This window comes from Mycobacterium marseillense (assembly GCF_010731675.1).
Taxonomy (GTDB): Bacteria; Actinomycetota; Actinomycetes; order Mycobacteriales; family Mycobacteriaceae; genus Mycobacterium; species Mycobacterium marseillense.
The window spans coordinates 3,517,881-3,538,984 of the sequence record NZ_AP022584.1 but is presented as its reverse complement, the minus strand read 5'-3'; the positions used below and the strand labels follow the sequence as shown (position 1 = coordinate 3,538,984).

Annotated in this window: 17 protein-coding genes; 10 read left to right on the top strand and 7 right to left on the bottom strand. The window is 60.2% G+C overall.

Features of this window, described 5'->3' with window-relative positions; translation table 11 throughout:
- Positions 1 to 19: 19 nt before the first annotated feature.
- Positions 20 to 1,984 (bottom strand): flavin-containing monooxygenase, encoded by a 1,965-nt coding sequence (locus G6N26_RS16270; protein WP_139799189.1) that lies wholly within the window; start codon positions 1,982 to 1,984, stop codon positions 20 to 22.
- 266 nt (positions 1,985 to 2,250) lie between these two features.
- Between G6N26_RS16270 and G6N26_RS16265 the strand changes: the two genes are divergently transcribed.
- Positions 2,251 to 2,703, top strand: a complete 453-nt coding sequence (locus tag G6N26_RS16265) for a hypothetical protein (RefSeq protein WP_139799190.1) — start codon at positions 2,251 to 2,253, stop codon at positions 2,701 to 2,703.
- Between the two features lie 239 nt (positions 2,704 to 2,942).
- On the opposite strand, the gene G6N26_RS16260 is transcribed toward G6N26_RS16265, so the two are convergent.
- Positions 2,943 to 3,314: a hypothetical protein gene (locus tag G6N26_RS16260; RefSeq protein ID WP_232067471.1), complete on the bottom strand. Its 372-nt coding sequence runs from the start codon at positions 3,312 to 3,314 to the stop codon at positions 2,943 to 2,945.
- A 142-nt stretch (positions 3,315 to 3,456) separates the two neighbouring features.
- Positions 3,457 to 3,885: a hypothetical protein gene (locus G6N26_RS16255; protein WP_139799191.1), complete on the bottom strand. Its 429-nt coding sequence runs from the start codon at positions 3,883 to 3,885 to the stop codon at positions 3,457 to 3,459.
- A gap of 658 nt (positions 3,886 to 4,543) precedes the next feature.
- On the opposite strand from G6N26_RS16255, the gene G6N26_RS16250 reads away from it, so the two are divergent.
- From G6N26_RS16250 to G6N26_RS16235, 4 genes are all read left to right on the top strand, one after another.
- Positions 4,544 to 5,953, top strand: coding sequence for a flavin-containing monooxygenase (locus tag G6N26_RS16250; protein ID WP_083019370.1), 1,410 nt, complete (start codon positions 4,544 to 4,546; stop codon positions 5,951 to 5,953).
- A gap of 495 nt (positions 5,954 to 6,448) precedes the next feature.
- Positions 6,449 to 7,441: an NAD(P)H-dependent amine dehydrogenase family protein gene (locus G6N26_RS16245; RefSeq protein ID WP_083019372.1), complete on the top strand. Its 993-nt coding sequence runs from the start codon at positions 6,449 to 6,451 to the stop codon at positions 7,439 to 7,441.
- An 837-nt stretch (positions 7,442 to 8,278) separates the two neighbouring features.
- Complete coding sequence (locus G6N26_RS16240) at positions 8,279 to 9,097, top strand: SDR family NAD(P)-dependent oxidoreductase (RefSeq protein ID WP_083019373.1); 819 nt, start codon at positions 8,279 to 8,281, stop codon at positions 9,095 to 9,097.
- Entirely contained in the window at positions 9,091 to 10,266 is a 1,176-nt protein-coding gene (locus G6N26_RS16235; RefSeq protein ID WP_232067604.1) for a cytochrome P450, read from the top strand. Before G6N26_RS16240 ends, G6N26_RS16235 begins: the two co-directional genes overlap by 7 nt.
- Before the next feature lie 183 nt (positions 10,267 to 10,449).
- Here the strand turns inward: G6N26_RS16235 and G6N26_RS16230 are convergent, their stop codons facing one another.
- Positions 10,450 to 11,559, bottom strand: coding sequence for an acyl-CoA dehydrogenase family protein (locus G6N26_RS16230; RefSeq protein ID WP_083019376.1), 1,110 nt, complete (start codon positions 11,557 to 11,559; stop codon positions 10,450 to 10,452).
- On the bottom strand, positions 11,552 to 12,751 hold the full coding sequence (locus G6N26_RS16225) for an acyl-CoA dehydrogenase family protein (protein ID WP_083019378.1): 1,200 nt from the start codon (positions 12,749 to 12,751) through the stop codon (positions 11,552 to 11,554). The genes G6N26_RS16230 and G6N26_RS16225 overlap by 8 nt, the downstream gene beginning before the upstream one ends.
- 212 nt (positions 12,752 to 12,963) lie before the next feature.
- Here G6N26_RS16225 and G6N26_RS16220 point away from each other — a divergent pair, with 212 nt between their 5' ends.
- From G6N26_RS16220 to G6N26_RS16200, 5 genes are read left to right on the top strand one after another with little or no spacing between them, the layout of a single operon-like run.
- Positions 12,964 to 13,593 carry an FAS1-like dehydratase domain-containing protein gene (locus G6N26_RS16220; RefSeq protein WP_083019380.1) on the top strand — a complete coding sequence of 210 codons (630 nt, stop codon included), beginning with the start codon at positions 12,964 to 12,966 and terminating at the stop codon, positions 13,591 to 13,593.
- Positions 13,594 to 13,612: 19 nt separating this feature from the next.
- Positions 13,613 to 14,062, top strand: a complete 450-nt coding sequence (locus G6N26_RS16215; RefSeq protein ID WP_139799192.1) for a hotdog family protein — start codon at positions 13,613 to 13,615, stop codon at positions 14,060 to 14,062.
- Positions 14,043 to 15,578, top strand: a complete 1,536-nt coding sequence (locus G6N26_RS16210; RefSeq protein ID WP_139799193.1) for a hypothetical protein — start codon at positions 14,043 to 14,045, stop codon at positions 15,576 to 15,578. Before G6N26_RS16215 ends, G6N26_RS16210 begins: the two co-directional genes overlap by 20 nt.
- Before the next feature lie 8 nt (positions 15,579 to 15,586).
- A complete protein-coding gene (locus tag G6N26_RS16205) occupies positions 15,587 to 17,182 on the top strand; it encodes a class I adenylate-forming enzyme family protein (RefSeq protein WP_083019385.1) in 1,596 nt (531 codons plus the stop codon).
- A complete protein-coding gene (locus G6N26_RS16200) occupies positions 17,179 to 18,732 on the top strand; it encodes an AMP-binding protein (RefSeq protein ID WP_197746757.1) in 1,554 nt (517 codons plus the stop codon). The genes G6N26_RS16205 and G6N26_RS16200 overlap by 4 nt, the downstream gene beginning before the upstream one ends.
- Here G6N26_RS16200 and G6N26_RS16195 read toward each other — a convergent pair.
- Together G6N26_RS16195 and G6N26_RS16190 are read right to left on the bottom strand one after the other, a co-directional pair.
- Complete coding sequence (locus tag G6N26_RS16195; protein WP_083019389.1) at positions 18,729 to 19,451, bottom strand: TetR/AcrR family transcriptional regulator; 723 nt, start codon at positions 19,449 to 19,451, stop codon at positions 18,729 to 18,731. The genes G6N26_RS16200 and G6N26_RS16195 overlap by 4 nt on opposite strands.
- A 133-nt stretch (positions 19,452 to 19,584) precedes the next feature.
- Complete coding sequence (locus G6N26_RS16190) at positions 19,585 to 21,063, bottom strand: aldehyde dehydrogenase (RefSeq protein ID WP_083019391.1); 1,479 nt, start codon at positions 21,061 to 21,063, stop codon at positions 19,585 to 19,587.
- Between the last annotated feature and the right edge of the window lie 41 nt (positions 21,064 to 21,104).

The window sequence follows — 21,104 nt, the reverse complement described above, 5'->3', positions numbered from 1 at the left end:
TGCGAAGGGCGACGACGGGTCAATTCGATGGCTCGAACATCCAGTCGTCCCCATTGAGCTCCCGAGTCATCGACCAGTAATCCACCAATCGCCACGGACTATTGGTCACCACCCGGCGGCCGCTATTGCGATACCAGCTACCGACTTCGACCTGAGACCAGATCATCGTATCGAGCGCGGCATCAAGGCGATTCTGGTAGTCATCGAACAGCTCAGTGCGGCACTCCATCGTGCCATGGCCACCTTCGACCATTTCGCGAACACACTGCGCTATGTATCTCGCCTGGCATTCGGCATGGAAAATGATGCTTCCCCCGTGGCCGAGGTTTGTGTTCGGCCCATAGAGGAAGAATAGATTTGGAAAACCGGGCACCGCCATGCCGAGGTAGGCGCGGGCATCATCCCCGTTCCAGACCTCATGAAGCTTCTCACCGGAACTGCCGGTAATCGACATGGGCCAGAGCAGCTTCGTCGCTGCGAACCCGGTGCCACAGATAATGACGTCGACCGGATAAGGCGTTCCATCGCTGGTGACGATCGCGTCCGGAGCTACATGCGAAATCGACTCGGTGACAAGCGCTACGCTCGGCTTCTTGAGCATCTCGAACCAGTCGTTGTCGACGATAATCCGCTTGCTGTACGGCGGATATCGTGGAAGGGCCTTTTCGAGGAGATCCGGCCTGTCCGCCAACTTCTGCTCGATGTAGGCCGTAAGGCGCCGGCGGACGCGTTCATTATGCGCGTTGATTGTACGCCCGTTATCGTCCCATTCCGGGTCGACCTGCAATGCCGGCCACAGTCCGTCGCAGACTCGCCAGAGCAGTGCGAAGCGGTACCAACCGGCGTACGCCGGAATGTGTTTCAGAAGCCACTTGATTTCTTCCGACACCTTCCGCTTGTAAAGCGGATTCGGCACGACCCACTGCGGTGAACGCTGAAAGATCGTGGTGGCAGCCGCGGTGGTGGCAACAGCGGGAGCGAACTGCATCGACGAGGCACCGGTGCCGAGTACTGCCACGGACTTACCGGATAGGTCCACGTCATGGCGCCAGGTCGCAGAATGGAAGACCGGACCTGTGAAGTTTTCCAGCCCTTTGAGCGCCGGTATGAGGGGCCGGTTCAACTGTCCTACTGCAGTGATCAGCACGTTTGACTCGAATTGGATACAAAGATCCTCCGGAGTCGACACTTCGACAGTCCACCGTTGGCGGCGAACATCGAAGTGAGCCGAAGTCACTTCGTGGTTGAAGCGGATGTTTGGGTTAACACCGTACTTGGTCGCGCAAGCCGTCAGGTAGGCGAACAACTCGTCGCGTTCGGAGTAGTGATGCGGCCATTGCGGATTGGGTTCGAAAGAATAGGAGTAGAAGTGATTTGGCACATCGACGCGGCACCCGGGGTAGGTGTTCTCGTACCACGTTCCGCCGACGCTCGGATTCTTCTCGAGAATCGTGTAGGGCACGCCGAGCTGGCGAAGTTGTATGGCCGCGCAGAGTCCGGATACCCCAGCGCCGATGATCAGGACGCGGAAATCGCTGCGGTCCGTTGGAGATGGCTTCAGGCGCCAGTTCACGGCGCGTTCAGAAAGGCCGATCTCCTCGCGAACCATTGCCTCATACTCGGCTGGAACGGCTTCGGCGACGCACGCACTCATTACTTCGACAAAAAGGTCGGAGTCGAGTTGCTCGTCACGCCCGGACCAATCGAGCCCATTTCGTCGCCGCTCCATAAGTACGTTCAATGCGGCGCAACGGATTTCACTGACATGCTCTGGGGCCAATCCGCCGCTGGCCTCGTCACGCTGCACGGCGTCCTGATCGAAGATATACGGTGCAGTCAGCCACCGCCGGTCACCGGTCAGGTGCACCAGGACCGCAACAAGCACAGGAACGTTCGCCTCTTGTAACGCTCGCTCTAAGTCGGCGCGCACACCGTCGTGCGACGCAAGCCCGTCAGTTGCGCCATTAGCGAGATTCTCAACCACGGTTCCTCTTGCCTATCGTGGAGCACTAATAGATAATCGCGATAGTAAGTGCTTACATCTAAATCCGTCAAATGTAGAGGAAGTAGATGGCCGGATCACACAGTCGTGCAGCGCAGGGCGCCCCTGCTGAGGGCGGAACGTCGAATCTTCATGCACTCGAAAGCTTCTGGACTTGGCTTCGAGGAGTAGGTGGCACGGTCGCACACCACTTGCCGCGTCATCGCAACCCATCACGCAGCGTTCAAACGTCAGGCATCGTTCCCGGAATGACAAACTTGCCAGGAGCGATCGGCAAGGGTGCGGCAACACTCCTTGTGTGTGCCGCTGTCGTCACCTCTACGAATCCGACGGCAAAGGCCAACGCTGACGGTCATCAAATCACCTATACCGTTACAGCGGAAGCTGAGCTATACGCCCAGATATTTTTCATGGCGAAACAGCCAGCGAGCATCACGGCCTACGCCGACAATGCGGCTGGATATTTATACTCGGTTCGGCCGAAAATCAATCGCTACAAGTCGTGGACCTATACCACGACCCTTGCCGATCCCGACCAATGGGCGACGGTGAGTGCTTTCAATCACTACAGTGAACGGGAGTGGCCGGCCGACGTACCTGGCGTGCTTGCAAACTTCCATTGCCAGATTGGCATCGACGGGCACGTGGTGGTGTCCTTGCAGGGCGACCGCGCCGTGGAGTGTACTTTGCGTCAATGGTGATGCTAGCCGGCGGGTGTTCCGTTTGTAGCGACTCCGCGTCTCACCGTGACAGGCGCGCTCTGCCGGGGACCGTGCGACCGGGCAACGTAATTGGACGGACAAATGGCTCGACGCCCACCCGCCTCGCTGCGGGTCGCCACCATCGGCGCATTGTGGCCAAAACTCTTGCGGACGCAGAACTTCCGGTCGGTAACAATAACCTTCGGTGTGGCGACCCAAATCCCGGAACTCATCACAAACTAGCCGATGTGGCGTGGTGTACCTTCGCAGATCGTGCTGCCAAGATCAAGTGTGTTCTCGCAGAGCATGCTGCCCCGATAGTAGATCCGAACCGTGACCCACTTCGACACTCCTTGTGTTGGACGCCAATTAGCACGAACCTCGGCGTCGTTGCTCTTGGGATTGACCACCGCCGCGTTGATCCGCCACGGCAGGGGTACTTGGCCCGGGAGTTGCCGGCCGGCGGTGTCGTAGTACTCCACCTCGGCGGAGTCAATGTTGTACGACGTGACCTCATATGTCACTGTTTCGGCGGCACCGGCGGCGGGCGCCGTCGCAACGGTGGTTACGAAACTTAAAAGTGCGACGATGATAGAGAGAATGCGATGCAACGGATTGGTCTTTCTGGTTGTGTGGGTATACAACTCGTCTCTCGTGGTCGGCCAGAAGGTGAAGGTCGACGTCGAATCACCGTTGTGCCGGACTCGCGCGCTCTCGCCGGCGCTGGTTCTCCCTCATCGCAACCACGGTTCGCTAGGGTCCAGCCAGCACGATGGCGGTCAAAATTAAGCCCGTCGATGCATTGGTCCGCACGTCGGCGCCATAGTCTGTGTAAGAGCAATCGGGCAACGAGGCGTAGCCCTCGATGAGCGCGCCTTTGATCGCATCCGCCTCGTTCTTGGCAGCTCCGAGTAGCAGTTTGGCTTTTTTCCCCTTGTAGCCCAGATCCTTGAGTCCTGGTAGTGGGTCTTGGGGCGGTATGTCTTTTGCGACGTGACTGATGTACTCGTCGTTGGTTCGGGTGATTACCTGAGCTACTTGCTCCGCAATCGCGTCGTAGCGAATGGACCCACACGACGTTCCGTTACGGAGCTGTGTTACCGCTTCTTTCAAGTTGGACGTGGGATCGGCTCGGGCATGAGGCGCGACTGAGGCGCCCACGTAAAGAGCCGTGGCGATCATGGCTATCGGGACGGTGCACCATCGCTGGCGACATGCGGATTTGGGTGTCGCGCGGGCCGAGCTCGAACAATGTGAGTGACGCAAGGTGTGATCACGTAAACGCCTATGCACCGGCTGCTGTCGCCCCTCGCGTCGCGAGGCTGCGTCGCCATGGTGCGACGGGCACCCTGCCGTGACGAACCGCGGCCGTTCTACTGAATGCCGCTGGCGCGGAAGACCTGTTTCGGCCATGGGCAGAACTATAGGGGTAAGTACTCACTGTCTACAAGACCGACGGCGCACTGGAACGGCAACCGGCGTCCTCGGGGTGTGTAATTGGCGAGCGCACTCTGCTCACGATGGCTCGCGGTGGCTATTCGAGCGTTTTGCCGTACCCAACCGCGGGCTAACCCGTGACATAAGTAAGCGCTTGCTAATATCTACCGGCGATGCTAGGTTCTGTTACATCAGCGACAGAGGCAAGCGTGGAACGACGGAGAGCGCGTGCCTCTGTCGCAGATGTCTCAGCCGCGACTTTGTGATGATCGGCCTGCAATCGCCGTGGGCCTGAGATATCAATAAGCGTGATCGGAGAACCGGATTGACTCGAGCACATCGACACGCGGATGCCGCGAAAAGTGTTCGGCGGGAGCCGCGAGTCGTCATCGTCGGTGCTGGCATGGCCGGGATCGCTGCTGCTCACGCGTTGCAGGAGGCCGACTTCACCAACTTCGTCATCCTGGAAAAGGGTTCCGACGTCGGTGGTGTATGGCATTGGAATCGCTACCCTGGTTTGAGGTGTGACGTTCCGTCGCACATGTATCAATTTGCTTTCGCCCCTAATCCGAATTGGACGCATTTCTGGGCTCCGGGCGCAGAGATCCAGCGGTATCACCGCGACGTGGTCGATCAGTTACAGCTTCAACCGCATCTGAAGCTGGGGTGCGAGGTCACCTCCGCCGAGTTCAAGGACAATCGGTGGAGAATCGAGACCGGAACTGGAGAGCGGTTCGACGCTGATTTCCTCATCTCGGCCACTGGTGTGCTGCATCACCCCTTCATCCCAGTGATTTCGGGTCTGGACTCCTTCGCTGGACCGATAGTGCACACCGCTCGCTGGCAGGATATCGACACCGTTGGCAAACGCCTCGCCGTGATCGGTACCGGATCAACGGGGGTTCAGGTCTTCTCGGCGTTGCAGCCCGAAGCTGCCCATATCTCGCACTTCACCCGCACTCCGCAATGGGTGATGTGGATGCCGATGACGTTGCCGCAACCGCGTATCGTCCGTCGGGCGCTTTCGGCGGTTCCTGGGCTGGAATGGATAGTGGACTGGATCCAGCGCATTGGAACGGATCTCGCAGTCGATTTGGTCATCCGTCCTACCTGGCGAAGGCGAATGGCGCAGGCGTATGCCCGCACTTGTCTGCGCGTCTTGGTTCGAGACCGGGCTCTGCGCGCGGCGCTGACTCCGGACTACCAGCCATTCTGCAAACGCCAGGTGATGTCCGGCGATTACTACCGCGCCATTGCGAGGCCGAACGCAAGATTAGTCAGCGAGCCCATCGCGAAGGTCACCCCAGCGGGAATCGAAACCGCAGATGGCGTCCATCATGACGTCGACGCGATCATCCTCGCGACCGGCTTCGAGGCACACAACTACATGCGGCCGATGGCGTTGCGGGGTCGCGATGGGCTGTCCATCGATGACGCCTGGGCCAAGGGCCCGCGGGCTTGGGCGATGACCGCTATCCCTGGATTCCCAAACCTGTTCACGATTCTTGGGCCGAACTCGCCCAGCGGATCGATGTCTCTGCAACTGGTAGCCGAGACGACCGCACGCTATATCACCGGCTGGTTGCAGCGATTCCGCGACGGCGACATCACCACCGTTGAAGTCACCGAGGAGGCCACCAGCCGCTTCGTCGACGACGTAGCCGAGGCCATGGGTCCTACCGTATGGACGACGGGCTGCAACTCTTGGTACTTCGCCGACGACAACCATATCGACCTCTGGCCGTTCGACCGCAAACGGATGACCGCGTTATTGACCGTGCATCGCGACAATGACTTCATCATCACGAGGTGACGATCGGCCGAGCTTTGTAGCCACGTGATAGCTGGGGCAAGCGCGTCACGATAGGCAGGATTGTCCTGCGCCACAGAGCGAACCGGGACGACCCGTCGATCGTGTCGAGTTATTCACGCCTGTTGCCCGGCCTCCAGCACACACTCTCGCCTTTCGTTTGCGAAGCGGATCCAGATTGACGTCTATCTGCCGGTGCAACGCCGATGGTCGGCCTCACGAACCTCGGCGTTGCAGTTGCCATCAGCGTCGTCGGCCTTCGAAGTCGAGTCTCAAATCCGTCACGACCAGAACCTATCAGCTGGCAAACAAAAATAGTGAGTGGCTACTTCACAGGCATTGACAGCATTTGCAGTCCTGGTGTTTGCTACGCAAATGCTGGTGTTATTCAATCTATTTCGAACCGATCAGAAGGGGCGTTAGATGTATCGAGTTACCCACTTTGGGCCAGGAAGCGTTGGTCGCTCCGCCCTGCGGACGATCATCACGGACCCTCGCATGGAGCTCGTGGGGCTGCGGGTGTACTCACCGGGCAAAGAGGGGCTCGACGCTGGCGAGTTGTGCGGTCTCCCTGCGGTGGGCGTGCGCGCTACCCGTGACGTCGATGCGTTGCTCGAGCTTGAGACTGATTGCGTCGTTTACACCGGGGCCGACTGGTCCGGCCGTGACGAGGTGGCCGAGGAGATCTGCCGAATCCTCCGGGCAGGGATCAACGTAACAGGGTCAAGCCCGTTGACTATGCTCCTTCCCTCGTCAGCCCCCGACACTGCCGAGCGGTTTGAAGCCGCGTGCAAGGAGGGGGGCTCCTCCTTTCACATCACTGGCATTTCTCCCGGTTTCATGGATGACTACCTGCCGACGAAACTCGTCACGGGGTGCGTGAGCTTTGACCGCATCGACACTGAGGAGGTTTTCTGTATCCTGCCGTTTTACGAGGACCTGTCCTTGTTGAACAACATCATGGGGATGGGCAACCGTCCTGACGTCGAAGATACGCTGCGCGACACTCGGCTGCAGTTCGCCGAGTTCGGGTGGAAGGCGAGTCCGCTTCTCATGGCGGAGGCCATGAACGTCGAAATCGACGAGGTACGAACGGATTGGGAGTATGTCGTCACCGACAAGCTCATTGACTCCGGAAGCGTCAGGATCGAGCCGGGGTGCGTCGCGGCGATCCACGTCAGCCTCGAGGCGATGGTGGACGGGGTGACCCGGATCATGGCTCACCACTACGCCCGATGTGACGCTACCCTCGCTCCTCATTGGCCGCAGCCTCCCGGCAACGGCGGCTATCGCATCAAGATCACCGGGGAGCCGGGCCTGACAGCCGAGGTAGCGCTGGACGCCGGAACGGGTAGTCCGATGGGGGCCGCCAACCACTTCACGGGTGCCCGTATCGCAAACACGGTTCCGGCCGTATGCGCCGCATCACCGGGTATCCACACCTTCTCGACCCTTCCCTACGACGTCACCGGGCACGCGACCTGGCGGTAGCCAACGAAGCGTGCGACACTTCGCAACCTCATCTTCGCCGACCCGCTGTGGCACCCATAGTCGTGCAAACTGATCCGCTCTGGATTCGCTCGTCAAGATGTCATTGGATTGGAGCCGAACGTTCGGAGGAAGACTTGGTGCCGGCGCCAGGGAGTTCAGCGCGACCTGAAACGCCGATCCACAAAGCGTGTTTGGATACGGCGTGCATTCGTGCCTCTGACGCAACTGGCCGACCTCGAAGAGAAGATCATGAGATCGACCACGAACTCTGAACGGCATGCCGATCCATGTCGAGATTTGTGGTCTCACATGTCGGGATGCCCTGCGAAGATTCCGATTTAACCGCTGATTGTGCCGGCGTATGCACTGTCCAATGAAGCGCTTTGGTATGCGTTGGCATACGAGCAGGGAGACGAGAGATCACAGCGGTGTTGACCACGTCGCCTCCGGTTCGCGTTGAGGTGCGAAACGATTCAGCCGAGGGCGGCTCAACATCCTGGTCATGTGCTTGCGATCGAATGTCAGGACTCGGTGTGGTTGTCGTCTTCCAAGCGCCAGTAATTCCATGCTGCCATCCACACCGTCGGACCCATAGCCTTCCGCAACGTCGTCGGCGAAGCGAGTCGGGGCAACAGGCTGTCACCCAGTACGACGCGATCTTCCATCCGACAAAGTGAGTACTTGCTATTGATCGCGAGGCGTTGATAACGTGACCCGACACGCTCGACGTCGGCTATGCACCGTGTGGTCCACCATGATGTATCCCAATGAGGCAGAGCTAGCGAGCAATTGTCGGATACGCGTGCTACCCGTTCGTGAGATTCGGAGGACCCAACCATGTCAACACGCACTCTTGCCGGTCGGGTCGCCCTGGTGACCGGCGCGGCGTCGGGGATCGGGGCAGCCACCGCTTTGCTCCTGGCCCAGTGCGGGGCCAAGGTGTGTTGCGCTGATGTCGACCGGGCTGGCGCCGAGGCCGTAGCCGATGACATCGTGCGGGCTGGCGGTCAGGCGTTCTCGATCGTGGTCGACGTCGTCGACGCCAACGAGAACGAGCGAATGGTCGAGGCCACAGTCGAGCACTACGGTGCATTGCATATCGCGGTGCTCAACGCCGGTGTCTCGACGGTTGGGTCAGTGCTCGATGTGCCGCTCACCGAGTGGGAGCGGGTGCTCGCGGTCAACCTGCGGGGGCCTTTTCTCGGCTTACAGTCATGTGGGCGCAGGATGGCCGCCTCAGGAGGAGGATCGGTCGTAATCACCGCTTCGGCCATGGGAATTCTCAGCACCTCAACGGGTGCAGCGTACTGTACGACCAAAGCAGGTGTTTTGGGATTGATGCGAAGCGCGGCCGTCGATCTCGCTCCGCATGGCATCCGCGTGAATGCGGTGTGCCCCGGAACGATTGACACGCCAATACTCGGCCAACTCCACGAGCAGCCGGAACTACTCCTGCAGGTAATGGGCCCGACCAGCCCGAGCGGGCGCATCGGAACCCCGAACGAGGTTGCCGAGGTCATTGCATTCCTCGGCAGCGACGCGGCGTCCTTCATGACCGGCGCAGCAGTGTGTGTCGACGGCGGCATGACCTCGGCGGTCGGGCCGTTCGGCACATCGACCGACAACATCGGCACACTGATTGGAATCGAATCTTGACCGCGTATCCGCTGCATTCCCCCGACTTCTATGTGGGCGACCCGTATCCCGTCTACAAAGAGCTACGAGCTACGAAGCCAGTGTGCTGGAACAGCGCCGCCAAATTTTGGGCGCTGCTGAAGTACGAGGACATTCGGTTCGTATCGACCAATCCTGTGTTCTCTTCGGCACAGGGCATCACAATTCCCGACCCTGAGCGGCCGAGCCTGGTGCAGGAGGGCAACCTCATCTTCACCGATCCGCCGCGGCACCGGCAGCTGCGCAAACTCATCAGCGCCGGCTTCACTCGCCGCCAGGTCAGTGGATTAGAGTCGAAGATCCGCGAGCTGGTGTCCGGAATTCTCGACAAGATCGAGCCGGGAGCCACACACGAATTCGTCGAAGAGATCTCAGCTCCGTTGCCTACTAAAGTGATTGCCGACATGCTCGGCGCCCCGGGGGAAGATTGGGAGCAGTTCCACGCTTGGTCCGACGCGATCGCGGCACAGACCACCGATCCTGGGATCGACCTCGACCCGCTCGTCGCGACGGGCCAGCTTTTCGAGTACTTCACCAAGTTGATCGCCGCTCGCCGTGTCGAACCCCGCGATGACCTGCTCTCGGCGCTGATTCAAGCCGAAGTCGACGGTGAGAAGCTGACCGACGAGGAACTGCTCAGTTTCTCGTTTTTGCTGCTGATCGCGGGTAACGAAACCACGCGAAACCTCGTTTCGCTCGGCACGCTGGCGCTGATCGCCCACCCCGACCAGCACCGCGTGATCGTTGAGGACCCCGGACTGATCCCCGGGGCGGTCGAGGAAATGCTGCGCTGGACGAGCCCAGTCACAAACTTTGCGCGTACCGCTACCGCCGACACCGAGATCCGCGGTCAACGGATCCGCGCCGGTGAGGTGGTGGTGATGCTCTACGGTTCGGCCAACCGCGATGAGGAGATCTTCGGTGCCGACGCCGAAGAGTTCAAGGTAATCCGAAATCCCAACCCGCACATCGCGTTCGGGTGTGGCGTGCATTCGTGCCTGGGTGCGCAGCTGGCCCGTCTCGAGGCGAGAATCGTGTTCGAGGAGTTGGTGCGCCGGTATCCGAAGATCGAGCTCGCGGGCGAAGTCGTCCGGATGCGCGCGACCACATCTCCCGGTGTCAAGCGGATGCCGGTGCGGCTGCGGTCCTGACCACTGGGTTCGGCGGAGAAATCCGAAAAGGTGTGCCTTGCATGCCGCGATTCGCTCCAATTCAACTTCACTGACAGCGGATTTGGATGCCGCGCGATGTGACGGTGCATCGACCTAAATCCGTGAGGTTGGGTTGTCGCCCGAGCCTGCGCGCGGGTCGCACCGTGGAGCCAGAGCCCCGAGTTAGGCAGTGTCTTGAGGACGATCCAGGACGATCGATGCGATGCGGTCCAGATGCACCTCGGCACTGCCGAGGAGTGCTGCGTCGGTGACGGCCCTCTTGAGGTAGAGATGCGCTGGGTGCTCCCAGGTGAAGCCGATGCCCCCGTGGATTTGAATTGCACTATTGGCGATGGACAGGAACGCCTGTGAGCAGATCGCTTTCGCCATGCTCGTCACCAGCTGCGCGTCGTCCGCGCCGGTTTGTAGCGAACCGACCGCATGGTAGGCCGCCGAGCGGGCATGTTCCACGAGCACGAGCATGTCGGCGCACCTGTGCTTGATCGCTTGAAACGAGCCGATCTTTCGACCGAATTGCCAGCGCGTTCCCGCGTACTCGACGCAGAGCTCGAGTAGCCGCTGGGCTCCACCGACTTGCTCGGCCGCTAAAAGCGCAGTGCCGGCGCAAAGCGCGGTCTCGATTGCCCGGGTGGCGTCAGAACCAGTGGCAAGTTCGATACCCCGAACATCATCGAGAATCACCCGCGACTGGCGGCGTGTTTGGTCGAGCGTGGGAAGTTCTACTCGGTCGGCGTCCTCTACTACGTAAAGGCCGAAATCGTCGGAGCGTTTGGCCGCAATGATGAGGACGTCGGTGGTGCCGTCGACCACCTGTGCCATCTGACCGTTCAGGACTCCGTCGAACTGCGACACAGTGATCGCCGACAGGTCCATCACCGGGCTACTGTGCGGAAAAGCTACGGTAGCCGTGCGCTCACCGCTGATCACTGACGGGAGGACGGATTCGTCTTCGAGAGCCGAAAGTAGTGGAATGGCAAGGTTAATGGTGCCGAATACCGGTCCTGGGAACAGATTTCGTCCGAATTCCTCGCAGGCGATCGCCTGTTCCACCAAGCCCGCTCCGGACCCGCCCAGGTTCTCGGCGACGGAGAGTCCGAGTACTCCGAGCTCAGCACCTAGGCGACTCCAGGTGGCCCGGTCGAAGCCGCTGGACGTGTCCACGAGCGCGCGCACCTGACTTTCGGGCGTCGTGGAGGCAAGGAACCGTCGAAGAGTCTGACGCAGGTCTTCTTGCTCGACTGTGAGGGCATAACCGGGTAGCGGGTCAACCACGTTGAATTTCCCTCCAGGGCTTGTTGGCGTCCGCCCGGAGATCTCCGGGCAATCCGAGGATGCGTTCGCCGAGAATGTTTCTCAGTACCTCGGAAGTGCCGCCTTCAATGGTGTTCGCGCGCGAGCGGAGGAACGAGTGTGGAATCGAATGAAGCTCGTCGCGGCGGGGGAGCACGTCAACCGTGCCGTACCCGTTGTGCAATGTGCCCTCCATACCGAGCAGATCCATGCATAACTCGTAGACGGATTGATTGAGTTCTGCCCAGACCAGCTTCGAGATCGCACCTTCTGGACCTGGCGAACCGAGTTTCGCGGCCGCCCGCGCACGCTGCCCGGTAATGCGCTGAGCTTCGGCTCGAGCCCAGATCTGTGCGAGTCGCCGCCGGAGAGCAGGAGTGTGCAAGTCGGGACGGCTTCGCCAGAGCGACAGCGCATCGGCGATCGTCCCCGAACCACGAGCCGGCGCCCCGCCGCCGATGGCCGATCGCTCGTTTGTCAGCGTCGTCATCGCGACGCGCCATCCCTCACCTGGCTCGCCGAGCCTGTGAGCATCCGGCACTCGGACATCGGACAGGAACACTTCGTTGAACTCGGCGTGTCCCGTGATCTGCCGGAGTGGACGAACATCCACTCCGGCTGCATGCATGTCGACGACGAAGTAGGTCAATCCCTTGTGCTTGGGAGCGTCGGGGTCGGTCCTGGCAAGCAGCAATCCGTACCGAGCGACCTGAGCACCGCTCGTCCAAACCTTCTGCCCGTTGACCGCCCATTCGTCACCAGTGCGCACCGCCATCGTGGCGAGGCCGGCCAGGTCAGAGCCGGCGCCCGGTTCGCTGAACAGTTGGCACCAGATGTGTTCGCAACTAGCTAGTGGACGCAACAGCTCTCGCGCAATCTCGGGTCGAGCATGTTCGACTAGTGTTGGGCCGGCCATTCCGTACCCGATGGGGTTGGCGGTAAACGAATGTGTGCCGCCTGCATCGCGCAACACGCGATCAGCTACTGCTTGTAGGCCGCGCGAAATGCCCAGCCCGCCAAGCCCCTTCGGAAAGTGCACCCAGGTGAGTCCGGCGTCGAACCAGAGCCCAAGGAACTCTCGGCGGCGCATGGTCCGAGGATTGTTGAGCCCGATCAAGTCGAGCGCCAGACGTTCGACGTAGGTAGCGTCCGGCTCGACGCCAGGGTCGGTCATAAAGCTGATAGTAAGTGTAAGTGCTTACTTTGTTCAATAGCGGCCGTTGGCGACAACCGCGGTTGGAAGGCCGGGGGCGCCGCCCGCCCTCAACCGAGCTCGCCGCGGGCATCGGCGCGCAGCTGTCAGACGACACGACGCATGTTGACTTCCTGCGAGACATCGATATAGGCTTGTAAGCAAGTACTCACTAATAAGCTAAATTAACTTCAATGGACGTGCCCATGGGACCACCCACCGGGTTGAATCGTTGCCCACTCGCTTCGCCATTCGAGTCTGGAGACATCTTGACGCGCGATGATTACGACATCGACTGTGTCAGGTCTGATTGGATCGGTGTGGTCGTCGACCGCAGCGAAGGAAGGTACCCGGTCGAATACGATCCGATACGGCGCTACTGCAACATGATCCACGATTTGAATCCGCTGTTTCTCGATCCTGAAGTGGCCCGTAGCGGACCGTATGGCGAGGTTATCGCACCGGGTCCGCTCCTGCCTTATTTCGCGGGTGGGGGGCCATGGCCTCGGAAACCGAAGTCGGGTGTCCGTCGCCCAGGCTGGACATATGGTGTACCAACTCCAGGTGACCGAGGCATCAACCTCGAGGTGGCGTGGGAGTACAGGAGACCAGTACGGATCGGGGACCGGCTCTCGTCGGAGACGCGAATTGCCGATATTTTCTTCAAGCCGATCAAGATCGATCCGCAGGCGGTTTGCATCGTCACCGAGCGGCGCTTTACCAATCAACGTGAACAGTTCGTTGCGGCGTGTCGCAATTCGGTTCTCGTGCACCGTTCGAAGCGCCAGATTGCTGCCGAGGGAAGTGACGGCGGCGATGAATAGGCGGGGGAACGAGCGTGCATTGGGCGGGCCCGAATGGGCCGAAGTCGAGGTTGATCAGCAGCTGATAGGCGCTGAAGTAACAGTGGATTGGACCACTGTCGCACTGCAGGTCAGCGGATCACAAGACTGGAATCGTGTGCATCACGACCTCGGGTTCGCCCTCGACAGCGGACATAGTTCGGTGTTCCTCAACACGGGCTGGACTAGTGCGATGTTGTTCAAGGTCGCCTCGGACTGGGTGGGTGATTCTGGATGGATCGAGCGATTCACACTTCGGATGCGTCAAATGAACTCTTTCGGTGACAGGGTGTGTTCTGGTGGCCAGATTTGCCAGAAGCAAATCGACTCCAAAGGCAGACCGGTGGTGGACCTGGATCTATGGCTGGAGAACGATCGAGTAGGCAAGACGACGTTGGCCTCGGCGACCGTTGTCTTTCAACAGGATTGTGATGACGCGGGTGATTCGTGATCATCGCGAGGTCGCTGGTCGAACTCCCGTTTTAGTTGGCGTCGGTCTCGAGAGCCAGCGCATCGCCGAGCCTTTAATTGCAGACGAGCCACTCACGCTGATGCGGCGAGCGACTGCCGCTGCGGCGCAAGACGCCGGCAAGCCGGAGGTGCTCACAGAGATTGATCGTGTGTACGTACCAAAGGGGCGTTGGCACTACCGCGATCCCGGCCGTGCGATCGCCACGTCCTTCGGAGCAACCACGGCGACTTCGATCTTGGCCCGTGTGGGCGTACTGCAAGAATCGCTTCTGGCGGACGCGTGCACCAAGATCGTGGACGGAGCTGCGGATGTCTGCCTCATCACCGGAGGCGAGGCGGGCTTTCGCCTGTTGTGTGCAACCAAGCGTGGTCTTGAACTCGACGACGAGCAGCAGGAAACGGAACCTGATGAGGCGTGGCGTGCAGACTCGTCGATCATGCTTCCCGAAGAGATCGCGGCGGGTCTCGGTCAAGATGCCGTCGGTGCCTACGCAATCATTGCGACGGCGGCTCGTGCGGCCCGCGGTCAGTCGGTCAATGACGACCTGTCCGATACCGCGGCGCTCTACAGCGGGCTTAGCGAGATCGCGGCGCGCAACCCCTACGCGTGGAAGCGTTCGCCGGTAACTGTTGACGCCGTTACTTCCGATGCTCCGGACAATCCGGTTATTGCATTCCCATACCGTAATGAGCACGTCAGCCGCTGGAGCGTGGACCAAGCTTCTGCCTTGCTTCTCACGTCAGTCGATAAGGCGCGACAGCTTGGGGTCGACCCCTCGCGATGGATCTATCCGGTGTCAAGCGCCCTGTCAAATGCGATGGTGCCGCTGACTCGTCGGAAGAATTTGGGGGAGGCGCCAGGCGCTCGACAGGCCGCGGCGGCTGCCCTCGGCCACGCCGAAATAACGGCGCAAGCTCTTGATCTGGTGGAGCTATACTCTTGCTTTCCGATCGCGATCCAATCCCATGCAGCGGCATTGGGCCTGACTTCAGACACGCCGATTCCGTCTTTCATGGGCGGAATGCGTTATGCGGGCGGTCCGTTCAATAATTTTGTGCTTCACGCCACTGCCCAACTTGCGCTAGTCCTGCGTGATACGGATCGCACGGGGTTGATTTCGTCAGTATCTGGCGTGCTCACTAAGCAGGCGTTCTCAGTGTGGTCAGCACTGCCGGCGCAGAACCAGTTCCGATCATTCGACGTGTCAAACAACTTTGTTTCGCAATGTCCTCCAAAGGAACTCATTGAGAACCATGTCGGCACCGCATCGATTGTCGGCTATACCGTGCTGGCACCGAGAAAAAGCAAACCGGGTGAGGCCAGGGCGATTGCGGTCACCGAAACGCCCGACGGTCGACGGATGATCCTTTCGAGCGATAACAGTTCCTTGGCTGAAGAGATGATGACGGAGGAGTTCTGCGGTCGGCGCGTTCGCGCTGTAGGTGACGGGACATTCGACGTCGCCAGCCACTCGATTACCGTGGAGGACAGGTGATCTCAGCAATGCATGATCAGAGCAACTGGGGCACCGATGTCGAACGCCTCGACACGACCCCACCCTATTTGGCCTATGTGAATCGGTGGCGCACCGTCTGTGGATTCCTGGAAGACGCCGTCCGGTGGGGCGAACGCGAGTTCCTCGTTGAGGGCGATCGCAGACTCACTTTTGACCAGTTTCTGGGCTGTGTTGATGCCGTGAAGTGGCAGCTTCGTGAAGCGCATGGCGTGCGGTCAGGCGATCACGTGCTGTTGCTCAGTGGGAACAGCGCGGATTGGATTGTGGCGTTTTTCGCAGTGCTGGCTTCGGGTGCGACGGTGGTAAGCGGTAACGCATGGTGGAGTGGTAAAGAGCTCGATCACGCGCTTTCGGTGGCGACGCCGGTCTTGGTGATCGCTGATGATCGCCGCGCGCAGATGATCCCGGATGAGTATCCGGTGATGCGGATACCGCTGAATTTGACGGCGACGAGGTGCGGTTCGTCGCTGGTCGAGGAGGGTCCGTTCGAGGAGGATTTGCCCGCGGTCGTTGTATTCACCTCCGGCACAACGGGTGCGCCAAAGGCAGCCGAACTCTCTCACCGGTCGGTGATCGCGAATCAACAAAACTTCCTCGTCGTGAAGAAGCGGTTGCCGTCGGATCTGCCCGCGGATCATCAGGGCGCCATCACACTGATAACAGTGCCGCTCTTTCACATGGGTGGAATCCAGTCGATCTTCGGTGCGCTGCTGACGGGCGGCAAGCTCGTGATTCACATCGGACGTTTCGATGCCGCGACGATTCTCCGGCTCATCGAGACGGAGCGGGTGCATTCTTGGGGAGCCGTGCCGACCATGATCAACCGCGTAATCGATCATCCCGACATCACAGCTCGCAACACCTCGAGCCTGCGATCCGTGACCGTCTCCGGAACTCGAGTGACACCCCAGATGATCGAGCAGGTCCGGGCGGCATTTCCGAGCACCGTTCGCAGCGCCGGAACGATTTACGGCATGACGGAGGCAGGGGGCACGTTGACTGTCGCCACGGGCCGGGACATGCATTCCCGGCCGGGCACGGTTGGACGGCCACTCCCTGTTGTGGAGTTGAAAATCAAAGACCCCGACGACTCAGGTAAGGGTGAGATCATCGCTCGTTCTCCGACAAACATGACCGGGTATCTCGCGAGTCCCGAGCCAAGCGTCATCGATACGGCGGGCTGGCTTCACACCGGCGACATCGGGCGCATCGACGATGAAGGTTATCTGTTCATCGAGGGCCGGATTAAGGACGTGATCATCCGCGGCGGTGAGAACATCGCAGCAGCGAACGTGGAAGCCGCGATCAGAGAACATCCAGCGGTTGCCGACGTAGCAGTGATCGGTATGCCGGACGAGGAGTTCGGCGAAACCGTCGCGGCCGTGGTGGTTCCGCGTGAAGGAAGGACGATAGTGCCCGCCGAACTCAAGGCGTTCGTTTCGGAGACATTGGCGTACTTCGAAGTTCCGAGTCGATGGTGGATGCGGTGCGAAGAACTACCAACCAACGCCACGGGAAAGGTGGTCAAGCAGTTGCTGCGCGACGCTTGGCCGACCAACGAAGAGTGGGACGTGAAATCGTGACGAGCACGGCAGATGGCGCATTCGCAACGAACCCAGGCTTCCTCTCGGGTGCCGAATTTCATTCTCGGGCAGCGATTCTCGCCAACGCTGCACGGGTGGCCAGTGGTTTGGCTTCCTTGAACGTACGTGACGGAGACCGCGTGGCGTTTCTCATGCGAAACGATGTCCCCATCCTGGAGGTGACCGCTGGAGCCGGGATGCTGGGCGCGATAACGGTACCGATCAACTGGCATTTCAAGGCCGCCGAAGTCCAGTACATCCTGGAAGATTCAGGCGCCTCGGTACTGATCGCTCATGCGGATCTCCTTGGCCCGATTCGCGATGAATTATCATCGGCGGTCAGGGTGATCGTCGTCGATGCACCTGAGCACGTGGTCCAATCTCATGGCGGTACCGCGAGCGACCAGGCGGCGTCCGATGGCGACATTCACTGGGCGGCGTGGCTTGGCGCCCAGGACCCATGGGACGGACCACCCCGGACTTCGTCAACCAGCATGGTGTACACATCCGGCACCACAGGGCGGCCCAAAGGGGTGCGGCGGCAGGCCTTCACCGCCGAACAACGTGCTGCATTCGCGGTGGCCGCCCAGCAGACACTGGGCTTGACCGAAGGCAGCAGGACCATCATTTCAGCCCCTATGTATCACAGCGCGCCCAATGCCACTGCGATGTTCGCATTGCAGGTTGGGGCCATGGCCGTACTGCAGTCTCGATTCGACGCCGAGGGCCTGCTTGCGCTGATCGATCGATACAAGATCACCACGCTCCAGTTGGTTCCGACGATGTTCGTACAACTCCTCAACCTGCCGGAGCGAGTGCGAAACAGTTACGACGTGGACTCACTAGTGCATGTAACCCATACCGCGGCGCCGTGCCCTCCTGATGTCAAGCGGCGAATGATCGAATGGTGGGGTCCGGTGATCTACGAGTTTTACGGTTCCACCGAGACGGGGGCCGTCGCCTTCTGCTCCAGCGAGGAATGGCTTGCGCACCCGGGAACAGTTGGCCACCCGGTCGAGGGTGCCACCGTCAAAATCCTCGCTCCCGACGGGCAGGAACTGCCCGCGGGAGAAGTCGGTGAAATCCATTCCCGGCTGGACATGCTTCCAGGCTTCACCTACCACGGTAGGACCACCGATACCGGGGCGGACAACTTGCTGCTGGCATCAGGTGACCTGGGCTACCTGGACGGAGATGGCTTTCTCTATGTCTGTGACCGCAAGGCCGATCTGGTGATCATGGGAGGCACCAACATCTATCCGGCGGAGGTTGAAGCCGCGTTGGGGGGTATGCCGGAAGTGGCTGACTGCGCGGTGTTCGGGATTCCCGACGAGCATCTTGGTGAAGTGCTCGCGGCGGTGGTGCAGCCTGTCCCGGGCAGCTCAGTGGGACCGGATGAGATCAAAGCGTTCCTCCGCGAACACATCGCCGACTACAAGATACCCAAAGTAATCGAATTCAGCGCTGAATTACCGCGAGAGGAATCGGGCAAGATATTCAAGAGAAAACTCCGTGACCCGTACTGGGCGGGAACCAGCAGAGCGATTTAGTCTCGGCCATGCGTAGCTGTATCGCCTTGAGCGGCGGGGTGCGAACCGGGATGACCTGGGCGGCTCATTCCGTACAGAATCAATCGGGACAACTCTGCAACGATCTGGTCTCTGCTCGGACGCCGGCCGACCTTGGTCATCAACCAGTCTTCGAACAGGGCCATCGACAACAGCATGCCGACGTATGCCCGGTTGGCCACCAAAATATCGACCTGATCCACCCCGCCAGCATCGATGAACGTCTTTTCGCTCCACCGTGCGAGGGTGTCGATCGTTTCCATGAACAGCGGTGCCTTTTCCAGGCTGACAACTTCGGGATCGAACACGCTCGTCGCGATGTAGGTGATCATCAATCCACGGTTGTCACGGAAGAGGTCGTAGAACCGTCCGATCAGTTCGGGTGCGAGTTCTTCAGGCGGAGTTCCTGCCTGGTCGTCACCGTGTTCACTCTTCCAATCGTCGATGAATTGCTTGAAAGGTCCCAAGGTCACGTCAGTGAAGAGGGCGGCCTTAGAGCCGAAGTTTCGGAACAGCAAAGCTTCAGCTACGCCCGCGCGTTCGGCAATCATCCGGGTTGTCGTTCGCGCGTACCCCGACTCCGCAAATAGTTCCTTCGCGGCGTCCAAGAGTAATAGCCGCCCCTCGCCAGGAGCACGGCGGGCGTTTTTCCGTTGATGAGTGCGTTCTGGTGTGTCACCTGAAGCCTCGTTGTCAGCCACTCAATGCTCCTCACCAATCTTTCGACTCGTCTTTGGGGTTCGGATGTGAATCGGCGGACTGCGGTTCTCTATCGGCTGCTTCTGCGCGATTCCTGTTGTGCAGTGCGATAGTCCCGTTACGGCAATTGTTGGCTCAAACGCCGGTATGTCCGGCGCTAGCGACCTCCTCTATTACAAATTCCGGCACGTTGATCGTCTTGTACTCGAGATATTCTGCGATACCCTCCGGGCCGAACTCCCGGCCGTAGCCCGAACACTTCCGTCCGCCGAACGGAGCATCCGAATTGAGCGTGAACGAATTGACCGAGACGGCGCCTGTAATGAGTCGCCGCGCGACATCTACCCCCGTCTTCGGATCGCTCGTGTAGACCCCGCCGTGCAGACCGTAGATGGAGTCGTTGGCGATTCCGACGGCTTCGTCGACGGAATCGTAGGGAATCACCACGACCACCGGGCCGAAGATTTCTTCGCGCGCAATTCTCATGTCGTTCGTGACTCCGGAGTACACGGTTGGCTGCATGTAGTAGCCATGGCCGATGTCGGGGGGCCGATGTCCACCGGTCTCGAGGACCGCGCCCTCGGCTTCGGCCAACGCGAGGTAGCCTTCGACCCGATCACGTTGTCGCGACGAGACCAAAGGCCCAACGTCGGTGGCTGGGTCGAACGGGTCCCCTACGCGAAGTTGGTTCGCGGCAATGGAGAGGCTGTCGACGACCTCCCGGTACCGCTTTACAGGGGCGAGTACCCGGCTGAGCGCAGCGCACACCTGGCCGGTGTTGTAGAAGACGCCCGCACTCATCGATTGGATCGCCACGCCGAGGTCGGCATCCTCGAGGACTATGGCGGCCGACTTCCCGCCGAGCTCTAAGCTCGAGCGCTTGAGCTGCCTTCCGCAGACCGCGCCGATTTCCCTTCCCGCCGAGGTGCTTCCGGTGAATGACACTTTGTCGATGCCGGAATGTGCGACCAGGTACTTTCCGATCGTGCTGCCGCCCGGCACTATGCTCAAAACTCCCTCGGGAAGCCCCGCCGCGTAGAGCGCTTCGCCCAGATAGAACGCACTGACCGGGGTCTCCTCGGCGGGCTTGAGCACGACGGTGCAGCCGGCCAGCAGGGCGGGGATGACCTTCAGGATGCTGAAGTAGAACGGGGCGTTCCACGGCGTTATAGCGCCGACGACGCCAACCGGTTCCTGCTCGATGAGGGCCCATCCTTGACGACCCTTCCGCGTCTTTTGTTCTGCGACATCGGCGCAGAATCGCACGAACGCCTTCGCCGTGGCCAAGGCGGCGGGTATCTGATACTTGAGTAAGTCGGCGAAAGGTGCGCCCATCTCATGGGTTACAACCGTGGCGATGTCATCGGTCGATTGGGCTAGCTGGCGCACCGCTGAAAGAATCAACTCCGCGCGTTCGCTACGGGACATCCGCGGCCATGGCCCCGACTCGAGCGCTGCACGGGCTTTGGTCACTGCGAGGTCGATATCTGCGGTCTCCGCGCGGCGGACTTCCGTCACCACATGCTCAGTGGCTGGAGAGATCACGGGAATCCAACCCGTTCCTTCGCCACGCCAGTCCCCGCCGATGAGCAATTCGCTCCGGTCGTATTTCATAGGCCTCCTTCTCGCAACCAATCGAAAGCTAGTATATAGTA

Excerpts from the sequence above, each read along its gene's own strand:
- G6N26_RS16265 (WP_139799190.1), top strand. The coding sequence starts at position 2,251 with ATGACAAACTTGCCAGGAGCGATCGGCAAGGGTGCGGCAACACTCCTT.
- G6N26_RS16255 (WP_139799191.1), bottom strand. The coding sequence starts at position 3,885 with ATGATCGCCACGGCTCTTTACGTGGGCGCCTCAGTCGCGCCTCATGCC.
- G6N26_RS16250 (WP_083019370.1), top strand. The coding sequence starts at position 4,544 with ATGGCCGGGATCGCTGCTGCTCACGCGTTGCAGGAGGCCGACTTCACC.
- G6N26_RS16245 (WP_083019372.1), top strand. The coding sequence starts at position 6,449 with ATGGAGCTCGTGGGGCTGCGGGTGTACTCACCGGGCAAAGAGGGGCTC.
- G6N26_RS16240 (WP_083019373.1), top strand. The coding sequence starts at position 8,279 with ATGTCAACACGCACTCTTGCCGGTCGGGTCGCCCTGGTGACCGGCGCG.
- G6N26_RS16225 (WP_083019378.1), bottom strand. The coding sequence starts at position 12,751 with ATGACCGACCCTGGCGTCGAGCCGGACGCTACCTACGTCGAACGTCTG.
- G6N26_RS16220 (WP_083019380.1), top strand. The coding sequence starts at position 12,964 with ATGGACGTGCCCATGGGACCACCCACCGGGTTGAATCGTTGCCCACTC.
- G6N26_RS16210 (WP_139799193.1), top strand. The coding sequence starts at position 14,043 with ATGACGCGGGTGATTCGTGATCATCGCGAGGTCGCTGGTCGAACTCCC.
- G6N26_RS16205 (WP_083019385.1), top strand. The coding sequence starts at position 15,587 with ATGCATGATCAGAGCAACTGGGGCACCGATGTCGAACGCCTCGACACG.
- G6N26_RS16190 (WP_083019391.1), bottom strand. The coding sequence starts at position 21,063 with ATGAAATACGACCGGAGCGAATTGCTCATCGGCGGGGACTGGCGTGGC.